We start from the raw sequence: 23,832 nt of genomic DNA on the forward strand, positions 1-23,832 counted from the left end.
AAATTAAGCGGATACAACAAATAGGAGAAGACAAAACGATGAGCGAACTTGAAAGAGTAGAGACTGGTTTAGGTGAAGAATGTGGTGTATTCGGTGCCTATGATATGGATGGTGGCGATGTTGCGCCGTCAGTGTACTATGGTTTGTTTGCCCTTCAGCACAGAGGGCAGGAAAGCTGCGGAATTGCAGTGACAGATACCTATGGCAAGCGGAAAGTTCATTTCAGAAAGGGACTAGGACTAGTCAATGAAGTATTCGATGAGGAAGAACTTGGCAAATTAAAGGGAAACCTTGGCGTCGGACATGTGCGGTATTCGACAGCAGGGGGAACTCGTGCGGAAAATGCACAGCCACTGGTTCTGAATTATGTGAAAGGTACATTGGTGATTGCCCATAATGGTAATCTGACGAATGCGATCGAGCTTCGTCATGAATTGGAATATACCGGAGCAATCTTCCAGACAACGATTGATTCGGAAGTGATTGCCTATCATATTGCAAGAGAGCGTCTGAAGGTTTCAAAGGCAGAGGATGCGGTCAGGAATGCAATGAAGAAAATTGAAGGCGCATATGCACTGGTTGTATCAAGCCCGCGTAAGATGATCGGAGCGAGAGATCCATTTGGTCTCAAACCACTCTGTATCGGCAAGCGAGATAATACTTGGTTCCTGGCATCGGAAAGCTGTGCCCTTGCAGCAGTTGGTGCAGACTTTATCCGTGACGTGGAACCGGGAGAGATTGTCAGCTTTACAAAGCATGGAGTATCTTCGGACAAAAGTATGCAGATTCCACCTGAAAAGCAGGCACGTTGTATTTTTGAGTACATTTATTTTGCACGTATGGACAGCGTAATCGACAACATCAATGTATATCATGCAAGGATTGTTGCAGGAAAGGCTCTTGCACAGTCTTATCCGGTAGAGGCTGATCTGGTTGTCGGTGTGCCGGATTCCGGACTGGTTGCGGCAAAAGGATATTCGGAATATTCCGGAATCCCTTACGGTATGGCATTCCACAAGAACAGTTATGTAGGAAGAACCTTTATCAAGCCGAAACAGAGTCAGAGAGAGTCCAGTGTGAAGATCAAACTGAATGTTATTGAAGAGGTTGTACGGGGCAAGCGTATTGTTATGGTAGATGATTCCATCGTCCGTGGAACGACCTGTGCAAATATCATCAAGATGCTCAAAAAAGCAGGAGCAAAAGAAGTTCATGTAAGAATCAGTTCGCCACCGTTTTTACATCCTTGTTATTTTGGTACAGATGTACCGTCGAATGATCAGCTCATTGCTCATTCACATACAACGGAGCAGATCCGTGAAATGATCGGAGCAGATTCTCTTGGATATATGGAAATAGATAAGCTGAAAGACATGGTTGGAGATCTTGGATACTGCGATGCATGTTTTACAGGAAATTACCCGATGCGCGTTCCGGGAAAAGATATTTCCCACGCGTTTGAGTCAGAAGAATAGGGAGGATAAGACTATGGGATACGACAAGTATGTAAGTCCGCTTTCAGAGCGGTATGCCAGCAAGGAGATGCAGTATATTTTTTCTCCGGACATGAAATTTAAGACATGGAGAAAACTCTGGATCGCACTTGCAGAGACAGAAAAAGAGCTGGGGCTCAATATTACAGATGAACAGATCGCAGAACTGAAAGAGCATGCAGAGGATATCAATTACGATGTCGCAAAAGCGCGTGAAAAAGTAGTGCGCCATGATGTGATGTCTCATGTATATGCATATGGACAGCAGTGCCCGAAAGCAAAAGGGATCATTCATCTGGGAGCAACTTCCTGTTATGTAGGTGATAATACCGATATCATTATCATGGCAGAGGCTCTGAAACTTGTTAAGAAAAAGCTGGTTAATGTTCTGGATGAACTTTCAAAGTTCGCAGATCGGTATAAAGATCTTCCGACACTTGCATTTACTCATTTCCAGCCAGCACAGCCGACAACGGTTGGAAAGAGAGCAACTCTGTGGATGCAGGAATTTTCTATGGATCTTGCAGATCTTGATTATGTGCTTGGAAGCCTGAAACTTCTTGGATCAAAAGGAACAACCGGTACACAGGCAAGCTTCCTGGAACTGTTTGAGGGAGATCAGGAGACCATTGATAAGATCGATCCAATGATTGCTAAGAAGATGGGATTTGAAGCATGCTATCCGGTATCCGGACAGACCTATTCCCGTAAAGTGGATACAAGAGTTGTGAATGTTCTTGCCGGAATTGCAGCAAGTGCACACAAATTCTCCAATGACATCCGTCTTCTCCAGCATCTGAAAGAAGTGGAAGAGCCGTTTGAAAAGACACAGATCGGATCTTCTGCAATGGCATATAAGAGAAATCCAATGAGAAGCGAACGAATCGCATCTCTGTCCCGTTACGTGATGATTGATGCACTGAACCCGGCGATCACTTCTGCTACACAGTGGTTTGAACGTACTCTGGATGACTCTGCGAACAAGCGCCTGAGTGTACCGGAAGGTTTTCTTGCGATTGACGGTATTCTGGATCTGTGCCTGAATGTCGTTGACGGACTGGTTGTATATCCAAAAGTAATTGAAAAACGTCTGATGTCTGAACTTCCGTTCATGGCAACAGAGAATATTATGATGGATGCAGTAAAAGCTGGTGGAGACCGTCAGGAACTGCATGAAAGAATCCGTGAACTTTCGATGGAAGCAGGAAAGAATGTTAAAGAAAAAGGTCTGGACAACAACCTTCTTGAACTGATCGCGTCAGATGATGCATTTAATCTGAGTCTGGAAGATCTTCAGAAAACAATGGATCCATCCAAATATGTAGGACGTTCCAAAGAACAGGTCGAAGCATTCCTTAAGAATGTGATCCGGCCGATCCTGGATGAAAATAAAGAGCTGCTTGGTGTAAAAGCAGAGATCAATGTATAGAATAACTGAATAAACAGAATGGAAGAGCAGGAAGCAGATTTCTGGGTAAGACGGAAGATTGCTCCCTGCTTTTTATTTATGTTTCATGGTCTGAAAATAACTTCTTTGAAATATCAATATAGTAAAGAATTAATGCGTTCATCTGAAAGAATCTATAAATCCCATGGAAATGCATAGATATTAAATCGTCATTAATTAGACAATTTGACGAAAAATATGAAAACTGAGTTTTTGACAAACACAGAAAAGCGCGAAAAAACGCACTTATTTAGAGCAAATTTATTATGTTATCGTAATAACATGGTGATAATACACAAAAAATAAATAAGTTAACTGAAAATATTGCATAAAAACTATAAATAGGTTATTATAGATTCAACAGATAAAAACTATAAGGGATGTCTATTAAAAAGGAGGGTTACCGTATGAGTATTAACGATTTAGTATTAAAGGTAAATGATGTCCTAACAGGATCGGTGCTGATCATAGCACTTGTAGGTATTGGCTTGCTGTTCACATTTAAGCTTGGATTTATCCAAATCCGTGGTTTTAAAGATGGATGGAACAGAACTTTTGGCGGACTTTTTAGCAAGAAAGGGGATGCCGGAAAAGACGGAATGTCTTCTTTCCAAGCACTTGCAACAGCGATTGCTGCTCAGGTTGGTACCGGTAATATCGCCGGAGCTGCAACTGCAATTGCAGTCGGTGGTCCGGGAGCAATCTTCTGGATGTGGATCAGCGCATTCCTCGGAATGTCAACGATCTTCGCAGAAGCGGTTATGGCTCAGAAGTTCAAGCAGGTCAGTGATGACGGAACCGTAACCGGTGGTCCGGTATATTACATACGAGGAGCATTTAAAGGAACGTTCGGAAAAGTTCTGGCAGCTATTTTTGCAGTCCTGATTATCTTTGCACTTGGATTCATGGGCAATGCAGTTCAGTCTAACTCAATCGCAGCATCATGGAACACTGCATTCGGAATTCCGAAGATTGCAATGGGTATTTTTGTAGCAGTTGTTTCTCTGTTTGTATTCACAGGTGGTATGAAGCGAATCGCAAAAGTTACTGAACTGATCGTGCCGATCATGGCAGCATTTTATATAGTAGGTTCTTTGATCGTAATTTTTGCAAACGTTACAGCAATCCCGGCAGCATTCCATGACATTATTGTCGGTGCGTTTAAACCGGCAGCAGTAGCAGGTGGTGCAATGGGCGCAACCTTGAAGCTTGCAGTACAGAAAGGTGTGGCAAGAGGTCTCTTCTCCAATGAAGCTGGTATGGGTTCTACACCACACGCACATGCAGTAGCAAAAGTAAAACATCCGGTTGAACAGGGCTTTGTAGCTATGATCGGTGTGTTCATTGATACATTCGTAATTCTTAACCTGACAGCACTTGTTATTATCACAACCGGTTCAAGAACGACTGGTCTTACAGGTGCACAGCTGAGCCAGTATGCTTTCTCTACATTATATGGTAAGTTCGGTGAGATCTTTATCGCGATCTGTATGTTATTCTTCGCATTCTCAACGATCATCGGATGGTATTTCTTCGGTGAAGCAAACATCCGTTACCTGTTTGGAGCAAAAGCTGTTAAAATTTACTCAATCATTGTATGTATCTGCGTAGCACTTGGATCACTTCAGGAAGTAGAACTTGTATGGAATATGGCAGACTGCTTTAACAGTATGATGGTTATCCCGAATGCGATTGCACTGGTAGCACTCAGTGGTCTTGTTAAGAAGACGCATGACGATTACTATAATAATTTCCTGCCAAATCAGAAAAAAGGCAAATAGATAATTTGTATAATAACTGAAAAATAGTTATAGAAAAAAACAATAAGAAATATACAAAAAAATCTATAAAAAGACTAGCATTTTGTATAAATGTGTGTTATAGTAATCATGTCAGCAAGAAAGATGCTGCAAAATGAATAAAAAGATGCAGTCAATTAGATAGTAGGTTGATATTTCCTGCGAGAGAATCATTTATAAAGATATTTGATAAATGGTCGCCGAAGATGCAAACCGTAGAGCAGTAAAGCTCGTTGAATGGTGAAACTTTCAGGCAAAAGGAACGGGAAAGGTACTACACTCTGAATCCGGAATTACCGAATTTACAAGGAGACAGAAAGGACGTTTAAAACAGAGAAATTGTTTTGGCGTCCTTTTTTGATACCAGATATATGTTAAAAATTATCTGGAGTATTTCAGACACAGGGAGTCAAAAAAGACCGCATAAACGGACAGGGGACGAAAGGAAGAAGCGGCTATGAATACTGGATTTATGATTATCACAAATAATCCACTGGTAAAAGAAAAACTGGGGGAAGATTATCATGTGGAATACGAAGAACTTTCTTATGAGGACACACTTAAAAAAGTTCAGAAGATGATTTTCCAGGGATACCGGCTTTTGACACATCCGCTGTCCGGAAGCGTAAAACCGAATGAGACTCCATATAAGTCGGTTATGCTCTCAGAAACGCCGGAAGGCCTGGATGCACAGGCGATGCAGATCATTGCAAGCGCCATTCAGGCGTGCGGTAAATTTCAGTTTAAGTCTGATCTTTATAAACCTCAGGTTTATGCAGACTTTCAGCTTGTAGATTACACGTTGATCTCAAGCGCACTTCCGTCGGCAGAAAGCTGGCGCTAAAAAAAGGCTGTAGAAGTACATGCGGTTTAGTGTACTTTTGAGCATACAACAAACACATTCAAAAAAGGAGGGAATTTACAGTGAAATTAGAAGTAGGTCACATTTTTATTAACGACATTCAGTTCGCATCTGAATCAAAGATCGAAAATGGTGTTCTGTATGTTGACGAAGAAGCTGTAAAGGCAATCGTTCTTGAGGACGAAAAAATCAAAGATGTTAAATTTGATATCGCAAAACCAGGTGAAAGCGTTCGTATCACTCCGGTTAAAGATGTTATTGAACCACGTGTTAAAGTTGAAGGAAGAGGGGGAGTCTTCCCAGGCGTTATCGCAAAAGTTGACACTGTAGGTAGTGGTAAGACATATGCATTAAAAGGAATGGCTGTTGTAACAGCTGGTAAGATCGTGGGATTCCAGGAAGGTATCATTGATATGTCTGGCCCGGGTGCAGAATATACACCATTCTCTAAACTTAACAACTTAGTAGTTGTTTGCGAACCAGTTGAAGGAATCAAACAGCATGAATATGAAAAAGCTGTTCGTCTTGCTGGATTCAGAGTAGCAGTTTACCTTGGAGAACTTGCTCGTGAACTCACACCAGACGAGACAAAGACATATGAGACATACGGAATCATGGAAGGAAAAGAAAAATTCCCGAACCTTCCGAGAGTTGCTTATGTACAGATGCTTCAGAGCCAGGGACTTCTCCATGACACATATGTATACGGTGTTGATGCTAAGAGAACACTCTCTACAATCATGAACCCGACAGAAGTTATGGACGGAGCTATCGTATCTGGTAACTGTGTATCCGCTTGCGATAAGAACCCAACATATGTTCATGAAAACAACCCGGTTGTACATGACCTGTTCGAAGAACACGGAAAAACAATCAACTTCGTTTGTCAGATTCTTACAAACGAAAACGTATACCTTGCTGATAAGATGCGTTCATCTGACTGGACAGCTAAGATGTGCCGTCTGTTAGACCTTGATGCAGTTATCGTATCTCAGGAAGGATTCGGTAACCCGGATACTGACCTTATCATGAACTGCAAGAAGATCGAAGCTGAAGGCGTTAAGACTGTAATCATTACAGACGAATATGCCGGACGTGACGGAAAATCTCAGTCACTGGCAGATGCTGATCCGGCTGCAGACGCAGTTGTAACCGGTGGAAATGCTAACCAGGTAATCGTACTTCCTAAGATGGATAAAGTAATCGGAACAGAAGATTTTGTTACAACCATTGCTGGTGGTAATGAACATTCTCGTCGTGAAGATGGAACAATCGAAGTTGAAATTCAGGCCATTACCGGTGCTACAAATGAAACCGGATTTGGATATCTGAGTGCACGCTAGGAATGGAGGACGTAAAGATAATGAGTAAAATTAAAGTTGTACATTATATCAATCAGTTCTTCGCTCAGATTGGTGGAGAAGAAAAAGCTGATTATCCTGCTGAACTTCGCGTAGGCGAAATCGTTGGACCTGGACAGGCTCTGACACAGCAGTTTGGAGAAGAAGCAGAGATCATAGCTACAATCGTTTGCGGTGACTCTTACTTCAATGAAAACCTTGACAAAGCAAAAGCTGATATTCTTGAAATGGTTAAGAGCCAGAATCCTGATATCTTCATCGCTGGACCTGCTTTCAATGCTGGACGTTACGGTGTTGCATGCGGAACTATCTGTGATGCAGTACAGGAAGAACTCGGAATCCCGGCAGTAACTGGTATGTACGTTGAAAACCCAGGTGCTGATATGTTCAAGAACAAAGTTTACACAGTATCTACAAAGAACAGCGCAGCTGGTATGAGAGACGCAGTTAAGAAACTTGCTCCTCTTGCTCTTAAGATCGCTAAAGGCGAAAAAATCGGTGCTTCTTGCCAGGAAGGTTACATGCCGAACGGAGTTCGTGTAAACTTCTTCGAAAAAGAACGTGGATCTAAGAGAGCTGTTAAGATGCTCCTTAAGAAACTGGCAGATAAGCCGTTTGAGACAGAGTATCCAATGCCAACATTCGACCGTGTTGATCCACAGCCAGCTATCAAAGATCTCAGCAAGGCTACAATCGCACTTTGCACTTCAGGTGGAATCGTTCCGAAAGGAAATCCGGACCACATCGAAAGTTCAAATGCCTCACATTACGGAGAATATGACATCACAGGTGTTATGGATCTTACAGAAGAGACATACGAAACAGCTCATGGTGGATATGACCCGGTATATGCAAACGAAGATCCAGACCGTGTACTTCCTGTAGACGTTATGCGTGAATTCGAAAAAGAAGGCGTTATCGGAAAACTTCACAACAAATTCTATACAACAGTTGGTAACGGTACAGCCGTAGCTTCTGCAAAAGCTTTCGCTGAGGAATATGCTCAGAAACTTATAGCAGACGGTGTTGACGCAGTTATCATGACCTCTACTTGAGGTACCTGTACACGTTGCGGTGCAACAATGGTAAAAGCAATTGAAGCAGCTGGACTCCCGGTAGTTCATATGTGTACAGTAACTCCGATTTCCATGACAGTTGGTGCGAACAGAATCGTTCCTACGATTGCTATTCCTCATCCACTTGGAAATCCGGCTCTTGAAAAAGATGAAGAGTATGCTCTTCGTAAGGGTCTTGTTGAAAAAGCTCTGAAAGCTCTTACAACAGAAGTAGACGGACAGACAATCTTTGACAACTAAATCATAGTTAGAAGGTCATGTAATTTTATTAAAAAAGGAGAGAACGTTATGAGCAAAGTTTATGACGTGATCGTCCTGGGTGCGGGACCTGCAGGCTTAGCTGCAGGTCTGTACGCAGGAAGAAGCCGTCTTTCAACACTGGTTATTGAGAAAGGTAAAGATGGCGGACAGATCGCAATCACAGATGACATCGAAAATTATCCTGGACAGATCGTAGAAGGGGAAAGCGGTCCTTCTCTTATCGCAAGAATGACACAGCAGTGTGAAAAATTCGGCGTTGAGAGAGCCTCAGATGTAATTAACGAAGTACACCTGGACGGCGATATCAAAGTACTGAAGAGTGCGAAGGCTGAATATCAGTCAAAGACGGTTATCATCGCAACCGGAGCTTTTGCAAGACCGATCGGATGCAAAGGTGAAAAAGAGTTCATGGGCAAGGGCGTTTCTTACTGCGCTACCTGTGATGCAAACTTCTTTGAAGATTTTGAAGTATACGTAGTAGGTGGAGGAGACTCTGCTGTAGAAGAAGCTATGTACCTTACAAAATTTGCAAGAAAAGTTACCATTATTCACAGACGTGATGAGCTTCGTGCAGCAAAATCCATCCAGGAAAAAGCTTTCAAGAACGAAAAACTTCACTTTATGTGGGATACGGTTGTAGAAGAAGTTGGCGGTGACGGAATCCTTTCTGAGATGACTGTTAAAAATGTGAAAACAGGTGAACTCACTAAGATCGTAGCTGATGAAGATGACGGAATGTTTGGTGTATTCGGATTTATCGGAACACTTCCAAACTCAAAGATCTATGAAGGAACAGGTCTTGAGATGGATGAAAGAGGATATATTCCGACAGATGCAGATATGCACACTAATATCCCAGGCGTATTCGCAGCAGGCGATATCCGCGTTAAGAGCTTAAGACAGGTTGTTACAGCTGCAGCTGATGGAGCAATCGCAGCTACACAGGCAGAAAAGTATATTAACGAATTAAAATAATAAACACTTTTTAATAGAGTGAGGAGGACATTTGACATGTTAGAAGTAGATAAGAAAACATTCGAAGACGAAGTCTTAAAAGCAGAAGGTTATGTATTCGTAGATTTCTTTGGTGATGGATGTGTTCCGTGCCAGGCTCTGATGCCGTTCGTACACGAAATGGCAGATAAATACGGAGATAAGATCAAATTCACATCTCTGAATACAACAAAAGCTCGTCGTCTTGCTATCGGACAGAAGATCCTTGGACTTCCGGTTATGGCTATTTACAAAGATGGCGAAAAAGTTGAAGAAGTAGTAAAAGACGATGCTACACAGGAAAGCATCGAAGCAATGATTAAGAAATATATCTAATCATTATTTAATTAGGTGAGCCGCGCACAGCCGGCAGAGATCCGGCTGTGTGCTCACAATATATAATCGCGTAAAGCGTGTAAAACTATTATCAAAACAAAATTTTAAAAGAAAGGAAGGAGGAAAAGACATCATGGCAATTTTAAAAGATAAAAAAGTTGTTATTATCGGTGACCGTGACGGTGTACCGGGACCAGCAATCGCAGAATGCGTTAAGACAGCTGGCGGAGATGTAGTTTTTTCTTCAACAGAATGTTTCGTCTGAACTAGCGCAGGCGCAATGGATCTGGAGAATCAGAAAAGGGTAAAAGAATTTGCTGAGGAGTACGGCCCGGAAAACGTAGTCGTAATCGTAGGCGCAGCTGAAGGAGAAGCAGCAGGACTTGCTGCAGAAACCGTTACAGCAGGAGACCCGACATTCGCAGGTCCGTTGACAGGGGTCCAGCTTGGACTCACAACTTATCACGTATGTGAACCAGAGTTAAAAAAAGAATTTGACCCGGCTGTTTACGATGAACAGGTAGGCATGATGGAAATGGTCCTTGATGTTGATGATATCGTAGACGAAATGTCAGCAATCCGCAACGAATATTGCAAATACCTCTAAGATAAAGAGGGATTTATCCTTCGAAGCGGAATATCTGAGATAGAGGTACAGGCGGCAGGATTCTTCCTGTCGCCTGTTTTATTGCCAGGCATATCGGGAACATGCTGGTATTGCATTAGTGAATTGCCTAGCATCTCGGAAGCGTGCCAGTGATGCGCTTCTGATAAAAGCTTGTTTAGCGCATTCTGCCCAAAATCTTTTAAATCAGGACAGGTAGATTATACGCGCATATCACGGAGAAATGAATGATGGTGACATTCGTAAAAAGAGAATGTCAGGAAAGGTGGAAACCAGCGATGAACAGTGTAATTAAAGGAGCAGGATATGTACTCGTACATACCCCGGAAATGGTAGTTTACAACGGAACAACACAGACAACAGAAAGAGTTGTTAATCCGGAATCAGAATATTTAAAAGAACTTAGAGATCATCTTCGGTCATATGATACATGTGTAAATTATTGGCCGAATCAGGTATATATTGGAAATGCAACACCGGACGACCTTGCCCAGGTTGAATTTCCTTACTACGATAAAGTAAAAGAAGGTGCAGAGCGTTACGGAAAATACGGTGAAATCATGCCGGAAGACGAATTCCTTCTTTTAGCTCAGGCATGCGACATGTTTGAAGTTGTTATGCTTGAAAAAGGATTTGTAGCAGCTACAAAAGAAAAATTTGCAGCAGATCCGATCATCACAGATGATATCGTAGAAAAAGTAATCGAGGGATTTGAAATCTCAGAAATCGAACACTTTGTAAATGAAGAGCATGCTGAAGGTCTGTATCATGAAAACAAACTGGTAGGCTGTGTAAAGAGAGCGCATGACATTGATGCAAACCTTTCAGCTCATGTTATGCATGAAAACATTATGAGTAAGGCATCCAGCGTGCTCGCCCTCCTCTATGGTGTAAGAAACGCAGGAATCGAAAAGACAGACGTTGAGTATGTCATCGACTGTGCAGAAGAAGCTTGTGGTGATATGAACCAGCGTGGTGGTGGTAACTTTGCGAAAGCAGCAGCTGAAGTTGCAGGACTTTTGAACGCAACAGGTTCTGACTCCCGTGGATTCTGTGCCGGACCATCTCACGCACTGATCGAAGCAGCAGCTCTCGTAAAATCAGGCGCATACAAATGTGTAGCTGTAACAGCTGGTGGTTGTACAGCAAAACTTGGTATGAACGGTAAAGACCATGTAAAGAAAGGTCTTCCGATCCTGGAAGACTGCCTTGGCGGATTCTGTGTAATCATCGCAGAAAACGATGGTGTAAACCCGGAAATCAACCTGGATATCCTTGGACGCCATACAGTAGGAACAGGAAGTGCTCCGCAGAACGTAATAGGAAGCCTTGTAGCTGATCCACTGGAAAGAGCAGGACTTAAGATCACAGATATCGATAAATTCTCTCCGGAAATGCAGAACCCGGATATCACAAAACCGGCAGGAGCCGGAGATGTACCGCTTGCTAACTACAAGATGATCGCAGCTCTCGCAGTTAAGAGAGGCGAACTTGATAGAAAAGAACTTGCAAGCTTCGCAGGAGAACACGGACTGACAGGATGGGCTCCGACTCAGGGACATATTCCTTCAGGTGTACCGTACATCGGATTTGCAAGAGAAGATATCCTTGCTGGAAAGATCAATAAAGTCATGATCATCGGAAAAGGAAGTCTGTTCCTTGGACGTATGACCAACCTCTTCGATGGTGTATCTTTCGTAATCCAGGCAAATACCGGTGCAGAAGATAACAGTGGTGTATCAGAAGAAGAAGTAAAAGGACTGATTGCAAAAGCAATGAAAGATTTTGCAGCATCACTCATGGCAACAGAAGAATAAGAAAGGTGGACAAACAAAATGGCAAATAGTATTGAAAGAATGATTGCCGACACCTTTATGGAGATGGCGCAGGGACTGGAGACAGGAAGCTTCGGAAAGCGCCCGAAAGTTGCACTGACCGGAATGGGAAGCGAACATGGAGAAGAAAACTCTATGGCAGCGGCAATTGAAGCGGCAAAAGACGGAATTGATGTATATTATATCGGAACATTAGAAGCAGAAGGCGTTACAACTGTTAAAGTGGCTAACGATGAAGAAGGTCATGATAAGATGGAAGAAATGCTGAAGAATGGAGAAGTAGATGCAGCAGTAACCATGCACTTCCCATTCCCGATCGGTGTATCTACAGTAGGACGCTGTGTAACACCGGCAACTGCAAAAGAAATGTTCATCGCTAATACAACAGGAACATCCAGCACAGACCGTATTGAAGGAATGATCAAAAATGCGATCTACGGAATCATCGCTGCAAAAGCTTGTGGCAAGAAGAATCCGACCGTTGGTATCCTGAATGTAGACGGTGCACGTCAGACAGAGAAAGCTCTGAAGAAACTGCAGGAGAACGGGTATCCGATCGAATTTGCAGAATCAGGAAGAGCAGATGGCGGATGCGTTATGAGAGGAAATGACGTCCTTCAGGCATCCCCGGACATCATGGTAACAGATTCCCTCACAGGAAATATCATGGTGAAAATGCTTTCTTCTTTCACAACAGGCGGAAGCTTTGAAGCTACAGGATTTGGATATGGACCAGGAATCGGAGAAGGATATGAACAGCTTGTCATGATCGTATCCAGAGCATCCGGAGCACCGGTTATTGCAAATGCAATCCGTTACGCAGCACAGCTGGTAAGAGGAAAAGTATTTGAAGTAGCGAAAGAAGAATTTGCAGCTGTTAAGAAAGCTGGATTAAAAGAAATCCTTGATGAGCACAAAGCTTCTCAGAAACCGGCAGCGGCTGAAGAAGAAGTAAAAGAGCCACCGAAGGAAGTCGTTACAGCACAGATTCCAGGTATTGAAGTTATGGATCTGGAAGACGCAGTTAAAGTACTGTGGAAACTCGGCATCTATGCAGAAAGCGGAATGGGATGCACCGGACCAATCATTCGTGTATCTGACGCTAACCTTGCAAAAGCTGAGGAAGAACTGAAAAAGAGCGGATATATTAACTAATTAAATCTGCCTTTTTATAAACACTCTCACTCTAATTCAGGAAGATGGGCTTTCCGGTCATAAGACCGGGAAGCCTTTTTCCTTGCGAAAAACTGTTTTTGCAGAAAGATTATACATTATTTGTCACAGATACTGTGAACAGTAATGATTGAACTGTTTTGTGTACGGAAAAATTTTTGGTTGATTTTTAGAATAGGAAATAGTATCATGACAGTTATAAATCCGAAAAAGTGAGAGGGAGAAAGTCATGGATACGCAATTATTACTGAAAACGGCGATGCTTGCCGGTGAAATAATGCTGCGAAGCGGAGCGGAAACGTATCGTGTGGAAGATACCATGCATCATATACTGAAGACGGCGGATCACATCGAGATGGCAGAAGTTCTGGTGATCATGACCGGAATTTCCGCGACGATCAAACTGGAGAACGAAAAGGCAGTTACTGTTACAAAGAGAGTAGAAGAACGGGATACCAATCTAAAGCTCGTCGTAGATGTTAATGAGATTTCCAGGCAGTATTGTGGAGATGATCTGACACTAGAGCAGGCATATGAGAAGCTTTCGATGTTAAAACAGTTCGAGTTCAGCCGCAAGACAACCAACCTGGCAATGATAGGGGTTGGTGTGGGATTTACAATTTTTTTTGGTGGATCCATTGCAGATACCGGGGCAGCCATCGTTGTAGGACTTTTTCTTGTTGCCTTTGTATCAGCGGGACAGGATCTGAAATTTCACCCATTTATTCAGGATATTTTCGCAGGATTTGGTGTTGCATTTGCCTGCTGCCTTCTAAAAGAAGGTCTGGGTGATCAGATGAATATGGATACTGTTATGATAGGAAGTTTCATGCCTCTTGTACCGGGAATGGCAATCACCAATGCTGTCAGGGATACCTTGCGGGGGGATTATCTTTCCGGTGGTGCAAGAGTGATGGAAGCTTTCTTAAAAGCACTTGGGATTGCAATTGGAATTGGTATTGGGCTGGCGCTTTGCACAAAGATTTTTTAGCAGGAAGGAGAGTAAAAAATGAACAGTACTGTTTTTGAAATGATCATCCGGGTATTTGGAGCGTTTTTATCTATTTACAGTTTTGCGGTTCTCCTTCAGGTTCCGCGCCGCTTTGTTCTTCAGGCTGGTATTGTAGGAGCAATTGGTGGATTTGTTTATCTGCTTGCAATACATTTTGGCAGAGGAGATGTGATGGCATCTTTATATTCAGCAGTTGCAGCTGCGGTTGTTTCGCATATTTTTGCGAGAGTTTATAAGACACCGGTTACGTTGTTTCTGATTGCCGGGGTTCTTCCGACTGTTCCCGGAAACGAGATGTACCAGACGGTTCATTATCTGATCGACGGGAACGAGGCGATGTCCGAATTTTATCTGATCCAGACATTGGAGATCGCAGGCGTGATCTCTCTTGCAATTTTTGTCGTGGATACCTTTTTCCAGGCTTTTCAGAAGAGTGAGTGGAAGCAGAATTCCATGAAGTACGTCCGTAAGATCGTTCCTGGAGCTGAGGAACCGCAAAATACAGAAAAACGGGAAAAATAGTGGCTTCGGAATGCTTGAAGTAAAAAAGGGAATGTGTTAGTATTATAAAGATGAACATATATTAGAATGTCATAGAGAACTGTGAATAGTCTATTTTCACAGTGAAAATAAAACAGAAGTTAAAGAGAGGAACACTAAAATGAAAAAAGTCAGAACAAGATTTGCACCTAGTCCGACAGGTAGAATGCATGTCGGTAATTTGCGTACTGCATTATATGCATACCTGATCGCAAAACATGAAGGCGGAGATTTTATGCTCCGTATTGAAGATACAGATCAGGAAAGATATGTAGAAGGTGCATTGGATATTATTTACAGAACACTGGAGAAGACAGGCCTTGTTCATGATGAAGGACCAGATAAAGATGGCGGTGTCGGACCATACGTTCAGAGTGAAAGACAGGCTTCAGGAATTTACATGAAGTATGCTAAGCAGTTAATTGAACAGGGAGATGCATACTACTGTTTCTGTGATAAAGAACGTCTGGAATCTTTGAAGACTTCTGTATCAGAGGATGGAACACAGATTGTGAATTATGACAAGCATTGTCTGCATCTGAGTAAAGAAGAGATAGAAGCAAACCTTGCAGCCGGAAAGCCATATGTTGTCCGTATCAATATGCCGACAGAGGGAACCACAACTTTCCATGATGAAATTTATGGAGATATTACCGTTCCGAATGAGGAACTGGATGATATGATCCTGATCAAATCAGACGGATATCCGACCTATAATTTTGCGAACGTTATTGATGATCATTTGATGAATATTACACACGTTGTCCGAGGAAATGAATATCTTTCTTCAGCACCGAAGTACAACCGTCTTTACGAAGCATTTGGATGGGAAGTACCGGTCTATGTACATTGCCCGCTGATTACAGATGAGAACCACAAAAAGCTCAGCAAGAGATGTGGACATTCTTCTTACGAAGATCTTCTGGATCAGGGATTTGTAAGTGAAGCAATTGTAAATTATGTGGCACTTCTTGGATGGTGTCCGCAGGATAACAGAGAGATCTTTTCACTGCCGGAACTTGTTGAAGCATTTGACTATCATCATATGAGCAAATCACCGGCTGTATTTGATATCAATAAGCTGAAGTGGATGAACGGGGAATATCTGAAGGCTATGGATTTTGATAAATTCTATGAACTTGCAGAGCCGTATATCAAGAAAGTGATCACAAAGGATTATGATCTGAAAAAGATTGCGTCTCTGATCAAGAGCCGTATCGAAATCCTTCCGGATATCAAAGACCAGATTGATTTCTTTGAAGCTGTTCCGGAATATGATACTGCAATGTATTGCCATAAGAAGATGAAGACTAACGAAGAGACTTCTCTGGAAGTATTAAAAGAAATTCTTCCAAGACTGGAAGCATGGGATGATTACAGTAATGACGCATTATTCGGGCTGCTGAAGGGATTTGCAGAAGAAAAAGGTTATAAGAACGGATATGTGATGTGGCCGGTAAGAACTGCAGTTTCAGGAAAGCAGAATACTCCGGGTGGAGCGACTGAGATCATGGAAGTTCTTGGTAAGGCAGAATCTGTAGAAAGAATCAAGAATGCAATAGAATTATTAAGCAGATAATATACAGATATAAAAGTATGCATGGGGGACGGATTTCTTTTTTCGCGTAATGCGGAAGAGGAATCCGTTCTGTTGTATTACATATGAGAAGGGGAGTTCATGAAACTAAACAGAGGACAGGATGAAGCGATAAAGCACGGGAATGGACCGTGTATGGTGCTGGCACCTCCGGGTTCGGGAAAGACGCTTATTGTCACAGAACGTATCCGTTATCTGATCGAGGAGAGTGGAGTACGCCCGGATCAGATTCTTGTAATTACTTTTACAAGATATGCAGCACGTGAAATGAAAGAACGTTTTGAAAGGCTGACTGCCGGAAAAAATTATCCGGTAACGTTTGGAACCTTTCACAGTATTTTTTATGGGATTCTAAAATGTGCCTATGGGATTGGTGCGAATAATCTGATGTCTGAAAAAGAGTCCTCTGTACTTTTACAGGAGGTCTTAGACCAGACCAATATCGAATCAACACCTGAAGTAGAAGATGAAGAGGAACTGGTGAGAGAACTTCTGCGGGAAGTCGGCATGGTAAAGAACGGACTTTGTCATCTGAAAGATTTTCACAGTAAGTATCTTACACAAGATGAGTTTGCAGAAGTGTTCCGCAGCTATGAGCATCAGAAAAAAGAACTGAAAAAATTTGATTTTGATGATATGCTGGTACAGTGTTATGCACTTTTCCGGAAAAAGCCGGAGATTCTGCAAGGATGGCAGAAGCGTTTTCAGTATATCCTGATCGATGAATTCCAGGATATCAACCGTGTGCAGTATGAAGTGATCCGGATGCTTGCAGCACCGAAGTACAATTTGTTTGTAGTCGGGGATGATGATCAGTCCATTTATGGATTTCGTGGAGCAAAGCCGGAGCTGATGCTTTATATGAAGCAGGAATTCCCGTCACTTCGGACCATTTCGCTGACGGTGAATTATCGTTCTACCGAATTTATTACCGGAGCAGCGGCAAGAGTGATTTTGCATAATGATACCCGTTTTTACAAGCGTGTACAGTCATTTCGGGGAAGAGGACAGAATGTTCATGTGCAGGAAGTCCTGGATGAACAGGAAGAGGCGCAGTATGTAACGGAAGAGATCCAGAAAAAACTGGATCAGGGAATAAAGCCGGGAGAAATTGCTGTACTTTTCCGGGCAGCAGTCCAGGCGCGAATGATTTCGGAAATATTAAGCGAACACCGTATCCCGTTTGAAATGCGAGATTATGTGACCAATTTTTACAGGCATTTTATTGTAAAAGATATGATGGCATATCTGCAGTTGGCAGCAGGAAAGCGGGACAGGTCGCTTTTCCTGACGATCTGTAACCGACCACTCAGGTATCTGGCACGGAACAGTATGGAGAACCGGCAGGTAAATTTTGAGGAGCTGCGTAAATTTTATTGCGATAAGGACTGGATGCTGGATATTATTGACCAGTTTGATGTGGATGTCCGTATGATGAAGAATATGGCACCTTATGCGGCAATCCAGTATATCCGAAAAAAGATCGGATATGATGATTTCCTGAAAGAATATGCCGAAAAACATCAGATTTCGTGGAAGCAGTTGATGGATGTGATGGCAGAGCTTGAGGAGAGGAGTAAAAACTTCAAATCCTATGATGAATGGGAAATCCATATTGCAAAATATACGCAGGAGCTGGAAGAACAGCAGGCAAAGGCAAGGAAGATCAAAGGAGAGCGGGAAAATAAGGTACAGCTGATGACAATCCATTCATCGAAAGGACTGGAATTTGAGGATGTATTTGTGATCCATGCCAATGAGGGTGAGATTCCGCATCAGAAGGCAGAAAAGAAAGACGAGATTGAAGAAGAGAGAAGACTTTTTTATGTAGCATTAACCCGTGCGAAGAATAATCTCTGTATTTCCTATATTACACAAAAAAACGGGAACAGTATCAAACCGTCCCGTTTTGTGGAAGAGCTTTTAGGTCAGAGAATAAAATAATTATTCTTCAATATCAAAGCCTTCAAATTCCTGTGTATCAAGCCATTCATCAAACTTATCCGCAGCGCGGTCATACTCATCATCATCTTCGATATTCTGAAGATCATGATCGGAGCCGCCTGTGGTATCACGGATAAAGCGATAGATCCATACGTCTCCGTCCTCATTTCCACCGTCTTCATCAAGCGGAAGAAGTGCAATGTATTCGGTAGAATCCATATTAAAAGTTGTGATAATGGCGCATTCGATTTCCACATCGTCATCAAGTGTCAGTGTGACAACATCGGATTCAAGCAGATTATGTTCCTTTTCCATTGTTCAGTTCTCCTTTCAATCTGATACTATCACTCTAACAGAGTATGGGGATATTTGCAAGGGGAAAAGTATTGACATTAGCGGTAAAAAAGATACAATAAAAGAAAGGTTTCAGGGAGGTTTATCTATATGAAGAAAAAGATTTTTTCTATCTTTCTTGTGATGGTTCTCTGTATTGGCATGACTGCAGGCTGTAAGAAGAATGTTGGGACAAGCCAGGACAATGCAATAGCAGAAGAGGACGATGACAGCAAGGAAGAGGCAAAAAGCTATCGTTTTGGATTTAGTTGTATTACCATGGAAAATCCATACTATATTACACTTGAGCAGGCACTGAGAGAAGCAGTCGAAGCACAGGGAAGTACGCTGGTGACAAAAGATCCGGCACTGAATGTAGACACCCAGATCGAGCAGATCCATCAGATGATCAAAGACGGACTGGATGCCATTTTTCTGTGTCCGGTATCAAGAGATGCGATCACACCTGCTCTGGAAGAGCTTAAGGAAGCCGATGTTAAGATCATCAATATTGATACGGAAGTTAAGGATACGGATTATATTGATGCCTATATTGGTTCGGATAATAAAGCTGCCGGACAGCTTTGTGGAGAAGATCTGATACAGCAGAGTCCGGATGGTGGAAAGATTGTAATTCTTGAAGGTCTTACACAGAATTCTATTGTAGAGAGAATTACAGGCTTTGAGGAAGCAATTGCCGGAAAGGGATTTGAGATTGTAGGAAGAGCAGATGTCAGTGGAGATTTGAACGAGGCAAGAGAAGCAGCTAACAAGATTTTTGCAGAGAATAAGGATGTTACGGCAGTAATGTGCGGGAACGACCAGATTGCGCTTGGGGCACTGGTTGCAGCAAGAACAGCCGGTCTTACTGATGTAAAGATTTACGGGGTAGATGGTTCTCCGGATCTGAAAAAAGAACTTCAGAAGACGGATTCCCTGATTCGCGGAACAAGTGCGCAATCACCGATCAAACTCGGAAAAGAATCGGCCAAAATCGGTTTTGCTATTTTAAACGGGGATGATTATGAAAAGACAACGTATCTGGATGTATTTTTTATTGATGCCTCGAATGTAGATATGTATGGAGTTGATGGATGGCAGTAACAGGGGGAACAGTGGATATGAAGACAGCAGTGGGATTTCCGTTTCCACAGGGATGTACTGTGGAAGGACAGACAGTGAATTTTTCGGTAGCAGTTCCGGAAGGACAGACATGTGAACTGATCATTTATAAAAAAGGTGCCAGGGCTTCAGCATTTTCACAGGAGATGCCATACTCTGATGTGGCAGGAAATCTGCACTTTCTCTCCGTTGTGCTGGAACAACCGGAAGATTATGAATATTGTTATAAAATCGGTGGAAAGATAGTTCCGGATCCATATGGAAAAGCATTTTCAGGCAGAGAACACTGGTCTGTGTCAAAGGGAAAGGAAAAGAGAAAACTGCGTACCCGGATCGTAACAGATACATTTGACTGGGGAAAGTCGCAATTTCCGCATCTGAAAAAGGAAGATGTGATCGCCTACAGTCTTCATGTCCGTGGATTTACAAAACACAGTTCGTCCGGAGTCGCACACAAAGGAACGTTTGACGGAGTTACGGAGAAACTGCCCTATCTTCAAAAATTGGGGATTAACCAGATCCATCTGATGCCGGTTTATGAATTTGATGAGAATCAGAGGCATGTGAATTACTGGGGATATGGAAAAGCATATTTCTTTGCACCAAAAGCATCATATGCGGCAGGAGATCCGGTGAATGAGATGAAGTCACTTGTTCGTCAGATGCATCTTGCAGGGATTGAAGTTATTCTTGAGATGCCTTTCACAGAGGGAACTACGTTTTCTCTGATTTTAGATTGCCTGCGTTACTGGGTGATGCAGTATCATGTGGATGGATTTATTGTGAATCCATATATCTGCAATCCGGATGAACTTGCAAAGGATCCTGTGCTTGCGAAAAGTAAGATCCTCAAAAAAGAAGACGGATTCCAGAATGTGATGCGCCGTTTCTTAAAGGGAGATGAGGGCATGATCCGGGATGTGATCTGCCAGTTGAAGAATCAGGATACACAGCTGTATAATTATATTGCAAGCCACAACGGATTTACGCTCTGTGATGTAGTTTCCTATGATGGAAAGCACAATGAAGCAAATGGTGAGAATAATCTGGATGGTCCGGATTACAATTACAGCTGGAACTGTGGGGCAGAAGGGAACAGCCGGAAAAAGGCGGTTAACGAGTTGCGGAAGAATCAGATATTTAATGCGTTCTTTTTACTTTTATTTGCACAGGGAATGCCGTGTATCCTTTCCGGGGATGAATTTATGAATACCCAGAAAGGAAATAATAATGCATACTGTCAGGATAATCTGATATCATGGCTTGACTGGAACCAGCTTTCCAGACAGGAAGAATTATATACATTTGTATGTCGACTGATTGCACTTCGCAAAGCCTGTATGAAGCAGACAGCGAAAAAATCAGAAGACACGATGGGCAGAAGCGGAATCCCTCAGATTTCCTATCATGGGGAGGATGCGTGGCAGATGCCGGCAGGGCGTGCAAGCAGACAGCTTGGTGTATTCTATCATGAAGAAAGTAGAGAGAAGGACTTTTATATTGCATATAATATGCACTGGCTTTCGCATTCATTTGCACTTCCTTCCCTTCCAAAAGGAATGGAATGGGTGTGCATAGCAGGGACAAAAGAAGGAGTCCTGGATGAAAAAGAAGCAGTTCCGGTAAAAGATAAGAAGGTTCAGCTGGAGGAGCGAACGATCAAAGTTTTTGTTGGAAGGCAGGCTAAAGAATGAAAATCTGGAAACATTTTTGCACCATAACACATCACAAATATCTGGTTATGAAGAACTGCTTTAAGGTAGGACTTTACAGACAGGGACTTTTGCATGATATGTCGAAGTACTCTCCGGCGGAGTTCTGGGTTGGGTGCAGGTATTTCCAGGGAAACCGGAGTCCGAATAACGCAGAAAGAGAAGAAAAGGGTTATTCTTCGGCATGGCTGCACCATAAAGGGCGCAATAAACATCATTATGAATACTGGATTGACTACGGACTGGAAGGGGAACCAATGCTTACCGGGATGAAGATGCCCAAAAAGTATGTGGTCGAGATGTTAATGGACCGGATCGCAGCATCCAAGATTTATATGAAAGATAAATATACGGATACGTCACCGCTTGAATATTATCTTCACGGTATTGCAGGGGACTGGATGCATAAGGATACCAGGGCACTTCTGGAAGAACTTCTCTATATGCTCGCGGCAGATGGGGAAGAGAAAACTTTTGATTATATCCGGAATACCGTGTTGAAAACGAGAGATTATTAGAAAAAGAGGATAAAAACATGGCAGATTTACCAAAGGATCCAATGATCCTTCTGAGTGTGGTCAATACAAAATTACGGGATTTTTATACAGATCTGGATACTCTTTGCCAGGAGATGCAGATTGAGAAAAAAGAACTGACAGAGAAACTGGCATCCATTGATTATGAATATGATGCAGGGCTGAACCAGTTTGTATAGAGAGGTTAATAACATATGAATAATATTGATTTTGATGCAATAGATCTTACCAAAGAAGCTCCGGTCACTGAGCCGGAGAGACAGTACTATTACATTGCCAAAGCGCGGAAGTATGTAAGCGAAAAAGCACAGGAGATCGGAAGAGATCTGACTTTTTGCGTGACGACTTTCGGTTGTCAGATGAACGCTCGTGACTCCGAAAAGCTGGTCGGAGTTCTGGAACTGATCGGATACAAGGAAGAGCCGGATGAAGAGAAAGCAGACTTCGTTATCTACAACACCTGTACTGTCCGTGAAAATGCGAATCTGCGTGTTTACGGACGTCTGGGACAGCTTGGTGCAAAGAAGAAAAAGAATCCGCATATGTTCATCGGACTCTGCGGATGTATGATGCAGGAACCGACTGTTGTAGAGAAGATCAAGAAGAGCTATCGGTTTGTTGACCTGATCTTTGGAACTCACAATATTTATAAATTTGCAGAACTGATTGTGACAAGATTTGAATCTGAGAGAATGGTGATCGATATCTGGAAGGATACCGATAAGATTGTGGAGGATCTTCCGAGCGAACGTAAATTTTCCTTCAAATCCGGTGTTAACATCATGTTCGGATGTAACAATTTCTGCAGCTACTGTATCGTACCGTATGTGCGTGGACGTGAGAGAAGCCGTAATCCAAAAGATATCATTCGCGAGATTGAAGGACTTGTGGCAGATGGTGTGGTAGAAGTTATGCTCCTTGGTCAGAATGTAAACTCTTATGGAAAGAATCTGGAAGAGCCGATGACATTTGCACAGCTTCTTCAGGAGATTGAGAAGATTGAAGGACTGGAGAGAATCCGCTTTATGACTTCCCATCCAAAGGATTTATCAGATGAACTGATTGATGTAATGGCACATTCCAAGAAAATCTGCAAGCATCTGCATCTTCCGGTTCAGTCAGGAAGCAGCAGGATCCTGCAGAAGATGAACCGCCATTACACCAAGGAGCATTATCTTGAGGTGGTAAGAAAGATCCGCGAAGCAGTGCCGGATATTTCTCTTACAACGGATATTATCGTCGGATTCCCTGGGGAGACAGAGGAAGATTTCCAGGATACTCTGGATATTGTAAGACAGGTGCGTTATGACAGTGCCTTTACTTTTATCTATTCCAAGAGAACAGGAACCCCTGCGGCAGCAATGGAAGATCAGGTTCCTGACGACGTGGTAAAAGACCGTTTTGAACGTCTTTTAAAAGAGGTGCAACAGATTTCGGCGGAAGTATGCTCTGTACATCAGGGAACCACACAGGATGTGCTGGTAGAAAGTGTCAATGATCATGATCCGTCATTGGTGACAGGACGAATGAGCAACAACCTCCTGGTACATTTCCCAGGAGATGAAAGCATGATCGGTAAGATCGTGACAGTTTACTTAAAAGAGGCAAAAGGCTTCTATTATATGGGAGAACTCTGTAAATAAATCCAATGATTTGTGATAAAATCCAAAAGAAACGCTCATGCTATGTAAGAGATTTTGATATGCTACCCTCATATAGGACAATGAAATATAAAAGTCCTATATGGGGGTATTTTCATGTTCAGAAAGAGTAAG

General features: G+C 42.6%; 21 protein-coding genes and 1 riboswitch. Of the genes, 20 read left to right on the forward strand and 1 reads right to left on the reverse strand.

Annotated elements, in window-relative coordinates:
• Positions 1 to 38 precede the first annotated feature (38 nt).
• The 15 genes from purF to AB5213_RS09795 all read left to right on the forward strand — a co-directional run bounded on the left by purF (position 39) and on the right by AB5213_RS09795 (position 18,354).
• The gene (purF, locus tag AB5213_RS09725; RefSeq protein WP_044999256.1) at positions 39 to 1,475 is read left to right on the forward strand and encodes an amidophosphoribosyltransferase; all 1,437 of its coding nucleotides are present in this window, start codon (positions 39 to 41) and stop codon (positions 1,473 to 1,475) included.
• A gap of 13 nt (positions 1,476 to 1,488) precedes the next feature.
• On the forward strand, positions 1,489 to 2,922 hold the full coding sequence (gene purB / locus AB5213_RS09730) for an adenylosuccinate lyase (RefSeq protein WP_022220911.1): 1,434 nt from the start codon (positions 1,489 to 1,491) through the stop codon (positions 2,920 to 2,922).
• 425 nt (positions 2,923 to 3,347) lie between these two features.
• Positions 3,348 to 4,721, forward strand: a complete 1,374-nt coding sequence (locus tag AB5213_RS09735) for a sodium:alanine symporter family protein (RefSeq protein ID WP_022220910.1) — start codon at positions 3,348 to 3,350, stop codon at positions 4,719 to 4,721.
• Between the two features lie 168 nt (positions 4,722 to 4,889).
• A riboswitch (glycine riboswitch) is annotated at positions 4,890 to 5,014 on the forward strand.
• Between the two features lie 182 nt (positions 5,015 to 5,196).
• Positions 5,197 to 5,583 (forward strand): GrdX family protein, encoded by a 387-nt coding sequence (locus AB5213_RS09740; RefSeq protein WP_022220909.1) that lies wholly within the window; start codon positions 5,197 to 5,199, stop codon positions 5,581 to 5,583.
• An 80-nt stretch (positions 5,584 to 5,663) separates the two neighbouring features.
• A complete protein-coding gene (locus tag AB5213_RS09745; RefSeq protein ID WP_022220908.1) occupies positions 5,664 to 6,944 on the forward strand; it encodes a glycine/sarcosine/betaine reductase component B subunit in 1,281 nt (426 codons plus the stop codon).
• 20 nt (positions 6,945 to 6,964) lie between these two features.
• Positions 6,965 to 8,278, forward strand: a complete 1,314-nt coding sequence (gene grdB / locus AB5213_RS09750; protein ID WP_081445293.1) for a glycine reductase complex selenoprotein B — start codon at positions 6,965 to 6,967, stop codon at positions 8,276 to 8,278.
• A 48-nt stretch (positions 8,279 to 8,326) separates the two neighbouring features.
• The gene (gene trxB / locus AB5213_RS09755) at positions 8,327 to 9,274 is read left to right on the forward strand and encodes a thioredoxin-disulfide reductase (protein WP_008375312.1); all 948 of its coding nucleotides are present in this window, start codon (positions 8,327 to 8,329) and stop codon (positions 9,272 to 9,274) included.
• Positions 9,275 to 9,310: 36 nt separating this feature from the next.
• On the forward strand, positions 9,311 to 9,628 hold the full coding sequence (locus tag AB5213_RS09760) for a co-chaperone YbbN (RefSeq protein WP_008375313.1): 318 nt from the start codon (positions 9,311 to 9,313) through the stop codon (positions 9,626 to 9,628).
• 133 nt (positions 9,629 to 9,761) lie between these two features.
• On the forward strand, positions 9,762 to 10,235 hold the full coding sequence (gene grdA, locus AB5213_RS09765) for a glycine/sarcosine/betaine reductase complex selenoprotein A (RefSeq protein WP_081445294.1): 474 nt from the start codon (positions 9,762 to 9,764) through the stop codon (positions 10,233 to 10,235).
• Positions 10,236 to 10,531: 296 nt separating this feature from the next.
• Entirely contained in the window at positions 10,532 to 12,070 is a 1,539-nt protein-coding gene (gene grdC, locus AB5213_RS09770) for a glycine/sarcosine/betaine reductase complex component C subunit beta (protein ID WP_055247420.1), read from the forward strand.
• Positions 12,071 to 12,088: 18 nt separating this feature from the next.
• Positions 12,089 to 13,243 carry a glycine/sarcosine/betaine reductase complex component C subunit alpha gene (gene grdD / locus AB5213_RS09775; protein WP_008375325.1) on the forward strand — a complete coding sequence of 385 codons (1,155 nt, stop codon included), beginning with the start codon at positions 12,089 to 12,091 and terminating at the stop codon, positions 13,241 to 13,243.
• 247 nt (positions 13,244 to 13,490) lie between these two features.
• A complete protein-coding gene (locus tag AB5213_RS09780) occupies positions 13,491 to 14,252 on the forward strand; it encodes a threonine/serine exporter family protein (RefSeq protein ID WP_368276636.1) in 762 nt (253 codons plus the stop codon).
• A gap of 18 nt (positions 14,253 to 14,270) precedes the next feature.
• Positions 14,271 to 14,795: a threonine/serine exporter family protein gene (locus AB5213_RS09785; protein WP_368276637.1), complete on the forward strand. Its 525-nt coding sequence runs from the start codon at positions 14,271 to 14,273 to the stop codon at positions 14,793 to 14,795.
• A 139-nt stretch (positions 14,796 to 14,934) separates the two neighbouring features.
• A complete protein-coding gene (gene gltX, locus AB5213_RS09790; protein ID WP_022220902.1) occupies positions 14,935 to 16,392 on the forward strand; it encodes a glutamate--tRNA ligase in 1,458 nt (485 codons plus the stop codon).
• Between the two features lie 99 nt (positions 16,393 to 16,491).
• The gene (locus tag AB5213_RS09795) at positions 16,492 to 18,354 is read left to right on the forward strand and encodes an ATP-dependent helicase (RefSeq protein ID WP_368276638.1); all 1,863 of its coding nucleotides are present in this window, start codon (positions 16,492 to 16,494) and stop codon (positions 18,352 to 18,354) included.
• Here the strand turns inward: AB5213_RS09795 and AB5213_RS09800 are convergent, their stop codons facing one another.
• Positions 18,355 to 18,669: a DUF1292 domain-containing protein gene (locus AB5213_RS09800; RefSeq protein ID WP_008375343.1), complete on the reverse strand. Its 315-nt coding sequence runs from the start codon at positions 18,667 to 18,669 to the stop codon at positions 18,355 to 18,357.
• 129 nt (positions 18,670 to 18,798) lie between these two features.
• On the opposite strand from AB5213_RS09800, the gene AB5213_RS09805 reads away from it, so the two are divergent.
• Genes AB5213_RS09805 through miaB form a run of 5 tightly spaced genes read left to right on the forward strand, consistent with a single transcriptional unit; the run spans position 18,799 to position 23,700 of the window.
• The gene (locus AB5213_RS09805; RefSeq protein WP_368276639.1) at positions 18,799 to 19,791 is read left to right on the forward strand and encodes a sugar ABC transporter substrate-binding protein; all 993 of its coding nucleotides are present in this window, start codon (positions 18,799 to 18,801) and stop codon (positions 19,789 to 19,791) included.
• Entirely contained in the window at positions 19,782 to 21,503 is a 1,722-nt protein-coding gene (locus AB5213_RS09810; RefSeq protein WP_368276640.1) for an alpha-amylase family glycosyl hydrolase, read from the forward strand. The genes AB5213_RS09805 and AB5213_RS09810 overlap by 10 nt, the downstream gene beginning before the upstream one ends.
• Positions 21,500 to 22,039, forward strand: a complete 540-nt coding sequence (locus AB5213_RS09815; RefSeq protein WP_008375346.1) for a DUF5662 family protein — start codon at positions 21,500 to 21,502, stop codon at positions 22,037 to 22,039. The genes AB5213_RS09810 and AB5213_RS09815 overlap by 4 nt, the downstream gene beginning before the upstream one ends.
• 17 nt (positions 22,040 to 22,056) lie before the next feature.
• Complete coding sequence (locus tag AB5213_RS09820) at positions 22,057 to 22,236, forward strand: DUF4250 domain-containing protein (RefSeq protein WP_022220898.1); 180 nt, start codon at positions 22,057 to 22,059, stop codon at positions 22,234 to 22,236.
• A gap of 15 nt (positions 22,237 to 22,251) precedes the next feature.
• Positions 22,252 to 23,700 (forward strand): tRNA (N6-isopentenyl adenosine(37)-C2)-methylthiotransferase MiaB, encoded by a 1,449-nt coding sequence (miaB, locus tag AB5213_RS09825; protein WP_055260696.1) that lies wholly within the window; start codon positions 22,252 to 22,254, stop codon positions 23,698 to 23,700.
• Positions 23,701 to 23,832 lie beyond the last annotated feature (132 nt).

Source organism: Coprococcus sp. RTP21204st1_G4_RTP21204_210225, assembly GCF_040915385.1.
Lineage (GTDB): Bacteria > Bacillota > Clostridia > Lachnospirales > Lachnospiraceae > Allocoprococcus > Allocoprococcus comes.